Origin of the sequence: Mesorhizobium sp. WSM4887, from assembly GCF_029625865.1 — a bacterium.
Classification (GTDB): domain Bacteria; phylum Pseudomonadota; class Alphaproteobacteria; order Rhizobiales; family Rhizobiaceae; genus Mesorhizobium.
Genome location: NZ_JARTVP010000005.1, coordinates 89,674 through 102,038 on the forward strand (window position 1 = coordinate 89,674; position 12,365 = coordinate 102,038).

Here is a 12,365-nt window from a genome sequence, read left to right on the forward strand (position 1 = left end):
TTCATCCTCGGCCGAAGATCCCATTCCATAGCAGGAGCATCGGCGCCGAAGCGATCGCGGAGAGCTGCCAGGTCGAGCTTTTGTTGACGGTGGCAATCTAGGCAGCCGCCCGTCACGGACATGCCGGCGTTGATCAACTCCTCAAGCGTCCAGCCCGTGCCCTTGCTCGGCGATGTCAAACCGAATTCGCGCCCTTCGAACCAAGCTGTTTCGCGGCGGGCCTCTTGCCCTCGTCACGCCTCGCGCTGGTTTCCTCGCTGGGCTTTGTGACAGCCTTGTGGTTTGCGGATCTTTCCAGCAATTTGCGGGACCGCCAAATGGCCATCGTTGACTGTCGCATCAACTCGATGAGGGTCCTGTCGTCGGGCATTCTCAGCGTCTCAACGCAATATGGCTCCTGCTAGGATATAGGCGTTCCGCCTAAACGTGTTGAAGAGGTCGGCAGCCGAAATTTCAACGGCAAAAGCCCGCCCGCCTTGAGGGGGGACGAGCGGGCTCCGGGGTCTGCGCAACCCAGCGGCGCGGGCCTCGCAAGCGTCGCGCCGCGAGCCCCAACCTGCCGATTTGTGGAATGTTCCCTTGCGCCGATGCGACCGAAGTCGGAGGAGCTAACGCTTTGGTCCCTGCACTGAAACCTTCGCCGCGCTCGATCATTTGATAGAGCCGGCGAGCAATGTCCCTTCATCGTCGGCAGTGCAGAGTGAATAGATGCCCGCCATCCCGTTGCCTGGGGTGACGGGCATCGTCTTATCGGGACGACGCGCCGTTCGCGAGCGAGACGACGCCGCGCGGCGGTAAATTGTATGGAGTGCGTGCGAATCGGAGTGTGTGACGAAAGCCCGCCGCAGCTCATGAGCGTGAAGCCGACGGGCCTTACTTGGAAAACTGTTTCAGGTAAGCGATGACGTTGGCTACGTCCTGATCGTTCTTGAGGCCGGGAAACGCCATCTTTGTCCCTTTGACCATCCCCCTGGGGTCTTGAAGATACTTCGTCAGCGTGGGTTCATCCCATTTGATGCCGGATTTTCCGGCCTCGGTCATGGCCATGGAATAGGTGAAACCGGGATGCGTGCCCGCGGTGCGCCCGATGACGCCGTGCAGAGACGGGCCGACCTTGTTCTGGTCCTGGTCTGCAATGTGGCAGACCTTGCACTTGGTGAAGACCTTCTCGCCTGCGGCGGCATCCTGCGCCCGCGAAGGGCTTGCAATGAAGATCGTAGCCGACGCGGCGATGAAAAGTGCGATTGCGCGCATGGCATTCCTCCCTGATCGATCGTCATCTACGCCGGACGATCCGCGCCTTAGTCAAGCTGGCCGGCTGTCTTTGGTTCCGTCCCCAAAATCCTGCAGCGTCGCATGGCGTAGCGTATGCTCCCCGCGAAGGAACTTAACCCTCCCCGTGATGCCGGGCTTAACCCACTCCACATCATCGGCGAAGGCGCTCGGCACCCGCTGCGCTGGCTTCGACGCCTTGGCCGCTTCGACACGCTTCCACAGCCGTTCCCTGAGGCCGCTGGGCAGCGTTATGAACGCGGTGCCGGCATATCGGCCACCGCGCGCCATGATCGCGGCAGCGGGCTTCCCTGGCTCTCGCTTGATGCCTAGAAGTTCGAAGTCGCCGACATCCCAGCACTTCGTCTTCACCCAGGAATCGACCTTCCCGCTTCGATAGGGACTTTCGCGTCGTTTCGAGACCATGCCTTCCAGGCCCATCCGCTCAACGGCTTCGAAGAATGCGGCGCCACCGCCCTCAACATGGTCGCTGTATTGGATGATGTCCCTGGCCGGCTTGACCAGATTCCAGAGCTTCGCCTTCCGCTCGATAACCGGCAACGAGCGCAGATCCTCGCCATCGATGTACAAGATGTCGAAGGCTACGAATGCTAGCTGCTCCGCGTTCCATGTCATGCGGGAGTGCATCCGCTGGAAGTTCGGCCTTCCGTCCGGCCCGGCGCGATCATCTCCCCATCGAGAATGAAAGATTCAGCAGGAAGCTTTTCCGCCGCGGCGACTATCGGCCAATACCGCTTCGACCAATCGTGCCCATTCCGAGAGAATGCACGGGCGCCGGCCCAGTCGAGGATCAGCTGGGTTCGGTAGCCGTCGTATTTGATCTCGTGCAGCCAATCATCGCTGACCGGCGGTGTTTCAACCTGGATCGGGTCCAGGGGCCTAATGAAGGATAGCCGGGCGCCGCCGGCAGGCTTACGCATACGAACCCCAACGCAACACTGGAAATTTGATTCAATATCGCACAGCCGGAAGCGTTCCGTTAGCGATTGCTGAAATGCGTACTGGAAACGATTCCTTCCGGCCGCTCTTCGAGCAATGCAGACGATCAGTGTAGGCAATAGCCGGAACAATGACCGTCGCCGTCAGAGCCGATTCGTGATGCTTCTGGACGCTTGCATTGACCTGTGCAGCCGCTCGGACCGGCCGCTCGGCTGTGGATAGTAACCTCTTATTCACCACATCAGGGCATCGTGATTGAAGGGGCGGCCAAAGCCCCTAGTCTACCCCTGCGTCATATGACGCGCCCCGCCAGCTGGCGGCCGACGCTTTCATGTAACCCCCGCCCCCCAGCAGTATGCGTCGGCCGCTGGCTCGTGGCGGCCTGCTATCTGCCCAGCGGCTTGCGGGAGAGCTCAATCAGCTCGCGCTCGTCGGTGATGCCCGCCATGTAGTTTGCGATAATGCGCGAGGCTCGGTGCTCCTTCTGCTCCTCTGTCTCGTTGGCTGCAGAGGTGGCCGCAAAAACTCGGCTCAGGACTTCTATTTCGTCGGGATTGAATACGCCCTTTGTCAACCGCCCCATAGGCATGACTTTGCCTCCGTCCGGACACCCCCGCTCAGAATAATAAAGTCCGCCGTGTGTGGGTAGTGATACGTGTGCGTTAGCAGCCTGTTCACGCTTCAGTTCGATGCCAAGGTCCCATCCGGCGAAGCGCGATACATCCCTAGGTCCGATCAGAATTGACGCAATACCGCAGCGGATCTCAAGGGGGCTTTGCCTTCCGCTCATCGACCAGGCCCTGAAGCGTTGCAGTCAGCGCAGCAACGGCGTTGGACAGGCCGACAATCGAGTCCTGCACCCTGTCGAGCCGCGTGAGGGTAGCGCTCTGGAACTTGTCGCTGGACGCCGCATCCTGCGTCTGTTTCGTCTCTACGACATAGAGCCGCTCGGAAACCTTCGTAACCTTTGACGTCGCGTCGGAAGCTGATTGTTCCGCTTCCGCGATCTGGCCTTGCATCGTCATCAGGCGCGTGTCCTGCCACTGGGAATAGAGCCAGAACAGCAGGCCGATCGTCGGCAGAGCCAATGCCGTCGAGAGCCTGGCGATCGCCAGCAACAAGACGTTTTTCGCAATCTGTTGAGAAGCGTTCCGCATACCGATGTCCTCGTCCATTGCCCCGCCGTTCAAGGACGTACTGCTAGGATGCTATTTCGGCTCGCCGATCAGCGCTCGCCTTGGTGTGGCGGTCGCATTCAATCGGCGTGTAGAGGCCGAGCGCGCAGCCCGGCGCGATCGTCTTGTCGATCTTGTTCTGATCGGCCGGTGTCTTGCCCTGAGCGCCCGCGAGGCTGTTGCCGATGGCCGAGCGCAGCGCCGGCGCACCGCTGACGCCGGAAGTCGTACACGCCGCCAGCGTCGATGCAGTCGTCAAGAGACATGCGAGCATCAATACCCTTTGCAATCGCATCCTGGTTTTCCTTTTCGATCTTGGCGCGGACCTCTTCGGCGCCGCGGTGCTTGATGACTCCGTAAACTGTGAAAGCAGCGCCCGAGACGAGCGCCGCAATGGCGGCCCAGGCGATAGCGCCGGCTGCCAGCCGCGAGATGCCAAGCCGGCCGACAAGCAGGCTGATGAGGACGCTCATATCAGCCACCAGATCAGGAAGCCGGCGATAACAGCCAGGCTTGCGGCTCCAACCGAGCGCAAGGCGCGAGCGAGAATCACGGCAAACACGGAAGCGAGGTTTTCCACTACGTCGCCTCCGCCCCGAGAGCCGCGGCGATACGCTTCGCCTTGCGGTTCGCATACCAGCGCCAGGCGAGACCGCCGATCGCGAGCAGCGTGCTTGCGATTGCCAGGACGACGACGACCTTGCTGATCCATTCGCTGGTATAGGAGAACGGCGAAAGCTGGTTCTGCAGATCGTAGAGGTAGCCGGAAAGGCCAAGCCCGCCAGCACCGGCGCCGGCTGCCGCATCGGCCGGCGCGGTCGATGGGGCAGACTTGGCATCCTCGACAAATCCTTTCGCCTGACCGCCGCCGACGAAGTTCGCCGCCTGCGGCGTGAGCCCGGTTGCCCAGGACTGGCCGATCGAGCGGACCTCCGCGACGCGAGATGACCAGCCGCGACCGAACTCCGGCCATGTGTTCAGGTGCTGCAGGAAGATCATGCGCTGATCGCAGATCCGGCCGATCAGGGCATCGTGGTTGTTGCAGGCCTGGACGGCCGCGATGGTGCCCACCCCCATCACGCCGTCGAGCCGGCCCTTGTAGAGCGGCCCGAGCGCGCGTTGCAGCCAGATGATCGACTGCTTCGGGCCGGAGTTCACCGCGCCGTCGAACACGACATAGTCGACCCCGGCCGGCAATAGATCGCCCTTCACCGCGTCCCAGTATTGACGATCGTAGATCTCGAAGAGTTCCTGGCCAGTGATGCGCTTCACCGACCGAAGCGCCAGCCCCTTGCTCTTGCGATAGGCGTCGTAGACACGCTGGGTCACACCCTTCATCGTGGCGCCGCCCGGATCGGCCGGGTGGTTGCTGTAGCCGCCCTCGTGCGCGAGCACGCGGGCGAGCGATTCCTGCTCGCGAGATCCGGTCATGACTTTTCCTGAGGGTTGGGAACTTTCCTGCCCGTCGGCGATTGAGGGGCTCGGCGGCAGGGGGATTGCGGGATGGAATGTTTCAGGAAGCTCGAAACGCTGATCGACGCCGGCGGCGCCAACGCCGCGGGAGAAGCGCGCGCGCTGCTCGCTGATCTCAAGGCCAAGTCGCAGGTGCTGGCAGAGGCCGTCGACGAATTCCTGCTCGATATGATGACGCTCGATTTCCTGCTCGAAGCCGAGCGCGAAGCATTTCAAGACTCGGCACGCCGACTGGCGCATCGGCGGCTGACGATGGTCAAGCTGCTCTCGACCTAGCGGCTGTCCGTCCCGGCCGAGCCCTGCGGGTTGCCTAGCGAGATCTGCGTGGTGTAGCCGCTGCCGCGGTCGAGCGTGTCGGTGATCGAGGCGATCGTGTAGCTGCCGTCGACGCCGGCGCGCAGCTGGATGATGGCAGTGCCTTCCGGCTCGGCGGTCGGCTCGCCCTCGATCGTCACCGAGCCGGAACCCTTGCTGCGCGCACCATCGACGCGGTCGGAATCGGCGCGGGTCTTGGCCGAACTCTCATCCGGCTCCATGAAGCGCAGCACGTCCTCCGGCTCGACATCGTCTCCGGTCTCGACCTCTTCGATGACCTGCTTGGCGCGCTTGATGTCGTACCAGCGGCCCTTCTTTTTCTTGAAGCGCGGCCGGTCGGTGACCGGCGTCAACCCGCTCGCCGATATCACCATACCGCGGGTGATGACGATAGTCGGCAGCGGCTGGCCTGTCGCCGAGACGCCCTGGTTACGCGGCACGAAGCCAGCCTGCGATCCCTTGATGGCAAACGTCGCGCCGTGCTCGCGCGCAAGCCGGTCGGCGAAGGCGAAAAAGCTTTCGTTGTCCTGCGCTTCATATTCCAGCTGCCGGCCGGCAAGCGAGGAATGCACCTTGATCGACAGACCGGCGTCGCCGGCAGCATCCTGGAGCACCCGTCCGAGCGTTGTCCTTTCCCAATGGCGGTCGGTCGGCTGCTTGACCTTGCCTTTGAGGCTGGCCGAGCGCGCAGTGATCGTCAGCACGCTGCCGGAGCCGCGATCAAGAGACCAGTCGCAGGTATCGACCTCGCCCTCAAAGCGGCGCATCGCGCCGCCTTCCCAGCCGAGCTCTATTCGTACCGGCGTGCCCGTCTTGGGAAACCGCACCGTCGCATCTTTATCGTCGAGCGTGAACGTCGCCGACTGCGTCGCCTCGGTGCCGCTCTTGGTGATGGACAGCGAGATCAGCCGCGGGACAAAACGCGAGGTGACGTCCTGCCCGCCGACGACGACGCGGAAATGACCTTGTCTCATTTTGCCTCACGCGCCGCAGGCACTCCGGCGGGGCGCGGCATAGGCCGCGACGCCCGGTCGGCTTGCGGGCTTTTTGCCGCTGTCATTCGAAGAGATCGATCACTGGCCTGGAAGCCGCGCCTTCGGCTGCCATTTCCGCCGGTGTCATCACGGTCACGGTTCGACCCACGGGGAGATATGGACCGGACCGGGCGAGATCCTGGTTTAGAGCGAAGGTCTTCGCCACCATGCCGGCGAAGACCATGCGATAGTGGCGTGCCAGCAACGTCGACAGAGTGGTGCCCTCCGTCTTGACGGTGACGGTCTCTGTCATGACGATATCTGCCAAGATTGGTAGTTGCTCTAGTTCTTGGCTACCGGCGGCTGCTCATTAAGCAACGTAGCCAGAGCGGTTATGACCTGCGGCATGAAAAATGGCTTAGCAATCATAATGCTGTTGGGAACGCCTTCTGCAGGCCAGTGAATGGCGCTGTCACCGCTCACATAAATTACTGGCATGGTTGGACTGGCTTCGCGAACGAGTCGCGCCAAATCCCACCCCGATTTGCCCGGTCCCAGCCGAATATCGGTGATGAGCGCCTTGAACTCTTCGGGCTTGGCATCGAAGGCGCTGAGAGCTTCTTCAGCATTCCTGCTGCTAAGCACGGTGAACCCCGCTTCCTCCAATGCGGTTTCGATTTCCAAGAGGATGAGAGGTTCGTCCTCAACGACCAGAATCGTGCCGCCGCCCATAAGGTCCCTTCCCTCATTTAGTCTACTACGCTCTCGACAGCGGTTCGGTTCCAAAAGAGGTAATCGTTTTTCCACGCCCTTTTAGGCGAGCAGCGAGAACAGCGAGGCGAAGAAATCGCTCGCCGCCGGCGCCGCCGATTTCTGCATCTTGACGGTGATGTCGACGACCTGGCCGACGCCGTCGCGATCGAGGAAGCTATGCTCGTCATTGACCGACTGCACGACGTAGAAGCCGAACACGCTGCCGTCGCCGCGCGTCACCAGTTGCGGCGTGCCGGCGAGCTGGGCGTTGCGCAGGATGTTCAGCGTGCCCAACCCGCCAAGCTTCGACGGGATCAGTCGGCCGGAGACGGTGAGCGTCTCGGCACCGACGCCGACATCCTCTAGCGGCGGCATGGCGCCGACGACTGGCTTTTCCGCATAGTCGTGCGTCGTCTCACGCCCATGCGTATCGATGTTGAAGGCAAGATCGCACTCGACCAGGCCGATCTTCATGAGCATAAGCACGATCCCCAAAGATGGTCTCAGGTTTTGGGCGAAGCCCGCAAGCCCGACCGGGCGTCGCGGCGGCGATTATGTATTTTACAGACCCGGACCCACAATGATTAGGGAACCGAATTGGGTTCCTGTATGTTGACCACTATCGCCGGTAACGATCCAACGGACATCGGCGGCTGAGAGACAGCGATCTAGTGTTCCCGTCTGCATAAGACCGGAGCCTCGCTATGTCTCCCAAGAAATCCCGTCGCGCGCTGTATTCTGATCAGGACAGCATCCTAGTCGCCAGATCGAGAGACTGTATCGAACGCTCTCGCCGGTTGCTGATCGAAACAGAGGCTTTGCTCGATCCCCACCGGATGCGTCGCCCTAAAGAGGAGCGGGGTATCGCCAGCATCCTGCGCGGCACTTGGTGGAAGTCTTATGACGACGACCAGGCGCCAGCCGCGAAACGGCGGTACGGCTCGTGAGGCACGACCTACCTCGGCCCTCCAAAATCGATCGCCTGCCCGCGTGTGTCGGACTGCACTTGCTGGCCGGTCGTCCTGCCGCCAAGCGAGCCGATCGGCCGCGTCAGGTCGGCGGTCGCGGATTTCAGGAAACCGCTGACGCCGGCGATGAAGGCCGCGGCGGCGCTGGAGCCGAAGGATTGGCTGGCCCCAGCGACACCGGAGGTGAAGGTCTGCGCGGCGTTTTGGCCCGCCTGCGTGCCGCCCTCGGCGATCTTGCTGCCGGCGTCGGCGCCGCCGGATTGCAGCCGACGCTCGAATTCGTCAGCATTGAAGCCGGCGACGTTCGGGCCGATGCCCGGGAGACCTGGTGCCGGCGGCACATAGGCCTGGCCACCCCTGGCAGCCGCATGACGCCCTTCGGCGTACGCCTGGTACTGCCGCTCGGCAGGGGTCATCTCTGCCCAGTTCCTCGGACGTGGCGTGGGGATTGGCGTGCTCGAGGCCGGCATGCCGGTGTTCGGCTCGCGCGTCTGGCGATCTTCGAGGATCTTCGTCTGCAGCGCATCGAAGACACTCTTGATCTCGCCGCGGCCGAGCTGCGCCAGCGCATCGCGGAACGCCTTCTCGGCCGACGCGCCGGTGAAGCGATCGAAGAACCCAAGCTCGGGATGCTGCTTGTTGTAGCGATCCTTGAACTCGCCCATATAGGCCAGCGGATCGCGGCCGCTTGCCCGCAGCGTCTCATAGCCCTTGTCGACGGCCATCATGTCGGACAGACGGCTGTTGACCTTTTCGAGGACCGGGTTGAGTGCCCTGCCGGAGAGGTCGCCAAGCGCCCTCCCCGTTTCCTGAATGTTGTTGATCAGCTGCTGCCAGTTGCCTTCGGCATCGCCGGTGATCTGGGCAAAATCCTTTGCCACGGTGCCGGCCGAGCTGCCGAGCGCGTCGAGGTGCTTCTCCAGTTCCGGCATCTGCGTCAGCAAAGCGCGCATGCCCTGCTGCATCTGGATGTCGGTGAAGATCAGGGGCAGCTTCGAGAGGTCGCCCTTGAGCGCCTTCTGCGTCTGCTCGACCAGCGTCTGGATGACGTCGCCGCCCTCCTTTCTGGTGCGGTCGAGTTCCTTGCGGATGTCGATATGATACTTCTTGAAGTTCTGGGCCACCTCGTTGCCATAGGCCTTCTGCAAGATATTCGAGAAATTGGTCGCGGCCTCGGCCGAGGATCCGGTCTGGTTGCGCACGATCTCCAGCATGGCCGCCAGGCGCTTGAGACCTTCGGTGCCCTTGTAGCCGAGCGCGGCGAAGGCGGGCGCGATGGCCGGCAGTTCCGCCGCCATGTCCTTCAACTCGAATTTGCCGGCCTTGCCCTCGAAGGCGAGGATGTCGAAGGCCTTCTGAATCCTATCGGCGGTGATGCCGAGCGAGTTGGCCAGCGCGTCGGCCGTCAGCGCGATGTCGGACATCTCGGCGCCGGAGGCTTGGGCAGTGCGGGCGACTGACGGCAGGAAAGCGAGCCCCTCCTCGAGGGACCGGCCGGAAGCGATCAGCGTCTCAAGCCCCTGCACGACATTGTCGAACGGAAGCTTCGACTTGTCCGCTAGCTCCTGCAGCACCGCGATCGTGGGCTTGATCGCGGTCGCCGGCTTGTCGGCGTTGATGATGATGCGGCCGATCGTGCGCTCGAGCTGCGCGTAGTCGCGTGCCGTGCGGATGGCGACGTAACCTGCAGCTGCAGTGGCGATGCCTGCGGCGCTACCGAACCGCGCCAGGCTCGCTATGCGGCTCTGGCGCTCGGCATCCTGCGCCGCCAGGAGGCGCTCCTCCGCCACCTGCGTGCGCGTCAGGCGCGTGTTGTTGCGCGCCAGGTAAACATCGCGCTCGGCCCGCTGCAGCGCCGTCAGGCTGGTGCGAGCCTTGGCAGCCGGGCCCGACACGCGATCGAGCAGGCTGACGATCAGCTCCGCCGACATCCTGGCCATCAGGCATCATCCTTCGGCGCTGCGAGGACGAATTCCGGGACCATTTGGTGGAAAATCTCCATCAAAGCCTCGGCGTCACTCCAGACGAGCTTTTTCAACACGCCGGACGGCCGCTCGCAGAGCCGCGCCATCAATTCGCGGTTGCTGATCTCGGCATTGGACCAGTCGTCGACGTCTTCCAGCAGAGGCGGCCGCATCCGGATGCGGGAGACACGTTCTCCATCGACGGTGATCGGATGCCGCAATGGCAGGAAGCGGCAAACGGCGTCGTCGAATTCAACCTTCGCCTCAACGTCCACCTCCGGCACCGCCGAGGCCGGTGCGGGCGCCGCTTCGTCGGCGCCAGTCATGAAGTCCTCGATCGCGTTTCTGTCGACCATCACTCGATCCCGAGCAGCACACGGGCCTTGGCCAGCTCATCTACGCCGAACTGCCGGCGCCGGGTGGTGAAATAGTCCCAGTAGAACCATTCCTCGTTGTCGACCGACAGTTCGTAGTGGGTCACCTCGCCGATCTGGTGATCATGGCCGAAAGCCGAGGCGCGGTCGAAGGCGTCGGGCGCGATGCGGCTGACGATGCCGCGGATGACCGTCTTCGCCTGGAAGGCGTCGCCGGTCTGCTTGTTCTTCAAGACGCCGTAGCCGGTGAAGTTCAGCGGCTGGTTGGTGCCGACGCCCATGGCGCGATAGCTCGACTTGGCGAAGCCGGCGAGCTTGAAGGTCGGCTGCAGCGCCTTGATGGCGTTCATGCCGAACTCGACCTCGCCGGGCGCGCCGCCGCCGAGATGGGCAACGGTCACCTGCTCCAGCGTCGGCAGGCCAAGCGACTGGAGCTTGATGTGGTTCGAATCTTCCGGGTCCTGGTCGCCGACGAAGAGGTTGACCTGTTCGAGCAGCAGCAGTTTCTCGGCCATGGCTGGCGTTCCCTTTCAGGCAGGAGTTGAGGTGTGGGCCGGCGCCGACGCGCCGACGTGATCAGGAGATCAGGTTCTGGCGAGCAATGAGCTCGTCGATCGTCGCCTGGAGCGCAGGTGCATAGGGACGGCTGGTCATGGTCAGGCGGCGGAACACCGGCGCTTCCTCGAATTGGGCGTCGATATGAATATGGCCGGAGCGCAGATCCTGCGCGTTGTTTAATTCCGGATCGAAGCGGCACTTGAAGCCGAGGATGTCGCCGTTCGCCTCGGCCTTGGCGAGGATGTCGTGCACGGTGTTGACGACGGATTGGATGGTCTGCGTGGTCAGGTTGAACTTGCCCAGGAACTGGCGCAGCGTACGCAGGCAGGTGAGCTCGATGAAGTCGCGGCCGCGCACCTTGTGATATTGCTGCCAGATCGTCTGGTCCGTCAGGTTGTCGGTGCCGATATAGACGAAGCCGCCATCGGCGATGGCGAAATCGTCGCCGCTGTCGCCGCGCACGATGATCCCGCCTTGGGCGGCCAGGATTTCCTGCCCCTCGGTCGAGCCGTCGGTGAGCGAGAAGCGATAGTTCTGCTCCGGCCCCACAACGCCATAGAGCGCCTGGTTGGCCCAGGAGCGGAACGGCCGGCCGTCATTCTCATAGTCGCGGCGCACGGCGACGCCGGCGACACGAGGCGCGGCGGGGCGGGTGACGACGTCGCCGGAGGCGTCGAGGCGCTTGATGCCGGGCGTCACCGGGATCAGCCGGTCGGACGAAAGGGTCTCGCGCCACTGTGTGAAGGCGGCAAGGCCGTTCGGCCCATCGACGATCGCAACGGCGAGGATCTTGTTCAGCACCTCGGGCAGCGCCGCGCAGACGGCGTTGGCGAGTTCCTCGACTTCTGCCGTCGCGGTCGGCAGCACCTTGCCGGCGTCGACGCCGCCGCCGCTGAAGGAGACGTTGAGCGGCGCGGACAGGTACGCTCCGGGCGTGTCGATGACGAGCGAAGCCACCTTCTGCGCGTCGGGACCGGTGCCCATGACGGCATGCGCGGTCGGCAGCACCTTGTTCGGATCGGCGCCGCCGCCGGTGAACTCGACGGCCGGAGCGACGGTCATGTTGGACCCTTGTGTCGTCAGCGTCAGGCCGATCAGCGCGCCGAACTGCTGCGTCGTGTATCCCGGCACCAGGATGAGGCGCGGATAGACGCCGAGATCGGCGCCGGCATTGACGAAGGCATTGATGCCGGTGCCGGCGACCGACGAGCCGATGATATTGGCCATCGTCTCGCCGATGTCCTCGCCTTGCGCGACGCGGTTGACGACGAGCTGCGCGGCGATCTGGTAGGGGCCGAGCTGTGCATTGATGCCCTCGACGGCGTCGACGAACAGGGAATCGGGATCGCAGAGCGCCAGCTTGGCCGTGTCATTGGAGTTCAGACGGACGGCGACACCGGCCGGGAACGCCGCGTCGAAGGCGGCTTGCGTCGCCGTCGCGGCCTTGCCGAAAGGCATGCAGATGCCGACGACGCTCATCAGCGCATTCGACGGCACGGCCGCCTCGTTGGCGTCGCGACGGATTGTGATCCCGAAGACGGGGTCGGTCATGACAGTCTCTCCTGTGGGGCTGAAAGAC

The 12,365-nt window shown here is 63.3% G+C and carries 17 protein-coding genes; 2 read left to right on the forward strand and 15 right to left on the reverse strand.

Annotation, left to right across the window (positions count from 1 at the left end):
• Nucleotides 1-873: 873 nt before the first annotated feature.
• The 7 genes from P9230_RS19855 to P9230_RS19885 all read right to left on the reverse strand — a co-directional run bounded on the left by P9230_RS19855 (nt 874) and on the right by P9230_RS19885 (nt 4,838).
• A complete protein-coding gene (locus P9230_RS19855) occupies nt 874-1,254 on the reverse strand; it encodes a cytochrome c family protein (protein ID WP_278120581.1) in 381 nt (126 codons plus the stop codon).
• A gap of 51 nt (nt 1,255-1,305) precedes the next feature.
• Nucleotides 1,306-1,908: a hypothetical protein gene (locus P9230_RS19860; protein WP_278120582.1), complete on the reverse strand. Its 603-nt coding sequence runs from the start codon at nt 1,906-1,908 to the stop codon at nt 1,306-1,308.
• The gene (locus P9230_RS19865; protein ID WP_278120583.1) at nt 1,905-2,363 is read right to left on the reverse strand and encodes a hypothetical protein; all 459 of its coding nucleotides are present in this window, start codon (nt 2,361-2,363) and stop codon (nt 1,905-1,907) included. The genes P9230_RS19860 and P9230_RS19865 overlap by 4 nt, the downstream gene beginning before the upstream one ends.
• A gap of 254 nt (nt 2,364-2,617) precedes the next feature.
• Nucleotides 2,618-2,821, reverse strand: a complete 204-nt coding sequence (locus P9230_RS19870; protein WP_278056265.1) for a hypothetical protein — start codon at nt 2,819-2,821, stop codon at nt 2,618-2,620.
• Nucleotides 2,822-2,996: 175 nt separating this feature from the next.
• On the reverse strand, nt 2,997-3,407 hold the full coding sequence (locus P9230_RS19875) for a hypothetical protein (RefSeq protein WP_278086587.1): 411 nt from the start codon (nt 3,405-3,407) through the stop codon (nt 2,997-2,999).
• Nucleotides 3,408-3,432: 25 nt separating this feature from the next.
• Nucleotides 3,433-3,702 (reverse strand): hypothetical protein, encoded by a 270-nt coding sequence (locus tag P9230_RS19880; protein ID WP_278120584.1) that lies wholly within the window; start codon nt 3,700-3,702, stop codon nt 3,433-3,435.
• A gap of 284 nt (nt 3,703-3,986) precedes the next feature.
• Nucleotides 3,987-4,838, reverse strand: coding sequence for a glycoside hydrolase family 108 protein (locus tag P9230_RS19885; protein WP_278120585.1), 852 nt, complete (start codon nt 4,836-4,838; stop codon nt 3,987-3,989).
• A 72-nt stretch (nt 4,839-4,910) separates the two neighbouring features.
• On the opposite strand from P9230_RS19885, the gene P9230_RS19890 reads away from it, so the two are divergent.
• The gene (locus P9230_RS19890) at nt 4,911-5,156 is read left to right on the forward strand and encodes a hypothetical protein (RefSeq protein ID WP_278112184.1); all 246 of its coding nucleotides are present in this window, start codon (nt 4,911-4,913) and stop codon (nt 5,154-5,156) included.
• Here the strand turns inward: P9230_RS19890 and P9230_RS19895 are convergent.
• From P9230_RS19895 to P9230_RS19910, 4 genes are all read right to left on the reverse strand, one after another.
• Nucleotides 5,153-6,169 carry a contractile injection system protein, VgrG/Pvc8 family gene (locus P9230_RS19895; RefSeq protein WP_278120586.1) on the reverse strand — a complete coding sequence of 339 codons (1,017 nt, stop codon included), beginning with the start codon at nt 6,167-6,169 and terminating at the stop codon, nt 5,153-5,155. The genes P9230_RS19890 and P9230_RS19895 overlap by 4 nt on opposite strands.
• Before the next feature lie 82 nt (nt 6,170-6,251).
• Nucleotides 6,252-6,482, reverse strand: coding sequence for a tail protein X (locus tag P9230_RS19900; RefSeq protein ID WP_278055122.1), 231 nt, complete (start codon nt 6,480-6,482; stop codon nt 6,252-6,254).
• A gap of 29 nt (nt 6,483-6,511) precedes the next feature.
• Nucleotides 6,512-6,901: a response regulator gene (locus P9230_RS19905; protein ID WP_278120587.1), complete on the reverse strand. Its 390-nt coding sequence runs from the start codon at nt 6,899-6,901 to the stop codon at nt 6,512-6,514.
• 81 nt (nt 6,902-6,982) lie between these two features.
• Nucleotides 6,983-7,402 (reverse strand): phage tail protein, encoded by a 420-nt coding sequence (locus P9230_RS19910; protein ID WP_278120588.1) that lies wholly within the window; start codon nt 7,400-7,402, stop codon nt 6,983-6,985.
• A 224-nt stretch (nt 7,403-7,626) separates the two neighbouring features.
• Between P9230_RS19910 and P9230_RS19915 the strand changes: the two genes are divergently transcribed.
• The gene (locus P9230_RS19915; protein ID WP_278120589.1) at nt 7,627-7,869 is read left to right on the forward strand and encodes a hypothetical protein; all 243 of its coding nucleotides are present in this window, start codon (nt 7,627-7,629) and stop codon (nt 7,867-7,869) included.
• Nucleotides 7,870-7,877: 8 nt separating this feature from the next.
• Here the strand turns inward: P9230_RS19915 and P9230_RS19920 are convergent, their stop codons facing one another.
• The 4 genes from P9230_RS19920 to P9230_RS19935 form a co-directional block, all read right to left on the reverse strand.
• A complete protein-coding gene (locus tag P9230_RS19920) occupies nt 7,878-9,830 on the reverse strand; it encodes a phage tail tape measure protein (RefSeq protein WP_278120590.1) in 1,953 nt (650 codons plus the stop codon).
• Nucleotides 9,830-10,180, reverse strand: a complete 351-nt coding sequence (locus P9230_RS19925; protein WP_278120591.1) for a phage tail assembly protein — start codon at nt 10,178-10,180, stop codon at nt 9,830-9,832. The genes P9230_RS19920 and P9230_RS19925 overlap by 1 nt, the downstream gene beginning before the upstream one ends.
• A gap of 29 nt (nt 10,181-10,209) precedes the next feature.
• Nucleotides 10,210-10,743, reverse strand: coding sequence for a phage major tail tube protein (locus P9230_RS19930; RefSeq protein ID WP_095781599.1), 534 nt, complete (start codon nt 10,741-10,743; stop codon nt 10,210-10,212).
• Nucleotides 10,744-10,804: 61 nt separating this feature from the next.
• Nucleotides 10,805-12,337: a phage tail protein gene (locus tag P9230_RS19935; protein WP_278120592.1), complete on the reverse strand. Its 1,533-nt coding sequence runs from the start codon at nt 12,335-12,337 to the stop codon at nt 10,805-10,807.
• Nucleotides 12,338-12,365: the final 28 nt, after the last annotated feature.

Coding starts and splice junctions, on each gene's coding strand:
- P9230_RS19920 (WP_278120590.1), bottom strand. CDS start 9,830: ATGGCCAGGATGTCGGCGGAGCTGATCGTCAGCCTGCTCGATCGCGTG.
- P9230_RS19855 (WP_278120581.1), bottom strand. CDS start 1,254: ATGCGCGCAATCGCACTTTTCATCGCCGCGTCGGCTACGATCTTCATT.
- P9230_RS19910 (WP_278120588.1), bottom strand. CDS start 7,402: ATGCTCATGAAGATCGGCCTGGTCGAGTGCGATCTTGCCTTCAACATC.
- P9230_RS19900 (WP_278055122.1), bottom strand. CDS start 6,482: ATGACAGAGACCGTCACCGTCAAGACGGAGGGCACCACTCTGTCGACG.
- P9230_RS19890 (WP_278112184.1), top strand. CDS start 4,911: ATGGAATGTTTCAGGAAGCTCGAAACGCTGATCGACGCCGGCGGCGCC.
- P9230_RS19875 (WP_278086587.1), bottom strand. CDS start 3,407: ATGGACGAGGACATCGGTATGCGGAACGCTTCTCAACAGATTGCGAAA.
- P9230_RS19895 (WP_278120586.1), bottom strand. CDS start 6,169: ATGAGACAAGGTCATTTCCGCGTCGTCGTCGGCGGGCAGGACGTCACC.
- P9230_RS19860 (WP_278120582.1), bottom strand. CDS start 1,908: ATGACATGGAACGCGGAGCAGCTAGCATTCGTAGCCTTCGACATCTTG.
- P9230_RS19915 (WP_278120589.1), top strand. CDS start 7,627: ATGTCTCCCAAGAAATCCCGTCGCGCGCTGTATTCTGATCAGGACAGC.
- P9230_RS19925 (WP_278120591.1), bottom strand. CDS start 10,180: ATGACTGGCGCCGACGAAGCGGCGCCCGCACCGGCCTCGGCGGTGCCG.
- P9230_RS19930 (WP_095781599.1), bottom strand. CDS start 10,743: ATGGCCGAGAAACTGCTGCTGCTCGAACAGGTCAACCTCTTCGTCGGC.
- P9230_RS19905 (WP_278120587.1), bottom strand. CDS start 6,901: ATGGGCGGCGGCACGATTCTGGTCGTTGAGGACGAACCTCTCATCCTC.
- P9230_RS19885 (WP_278120585.1), bottom strand. CDS start 4,838: ATGACCGGATCTCGCGAGCAGGAATCGCTCGCCCGCGTGCTCGCGCAC.
- P9230_RS19880 (WP_278120584.1), bottom strand. CDS start 3,702: ATGCGATTGCAAAGGGTATTGATGCTCGCATGTCTCTTGACGACTGCA.
- P9230_RS19935 (WP_278120592.1), bottom strand. CDS start 12,337: ATGACCGACCCCGTCTTCGGGATCACAATCCGTCGCGACGCCAACGAG.
- P9230_RS19870 (WP_278056265.1), bottom strand. CDS start 2,821: ATGCCTATGGGGCGGTTGACAAAGGGCGTATTCAATCCCGACGAAATA.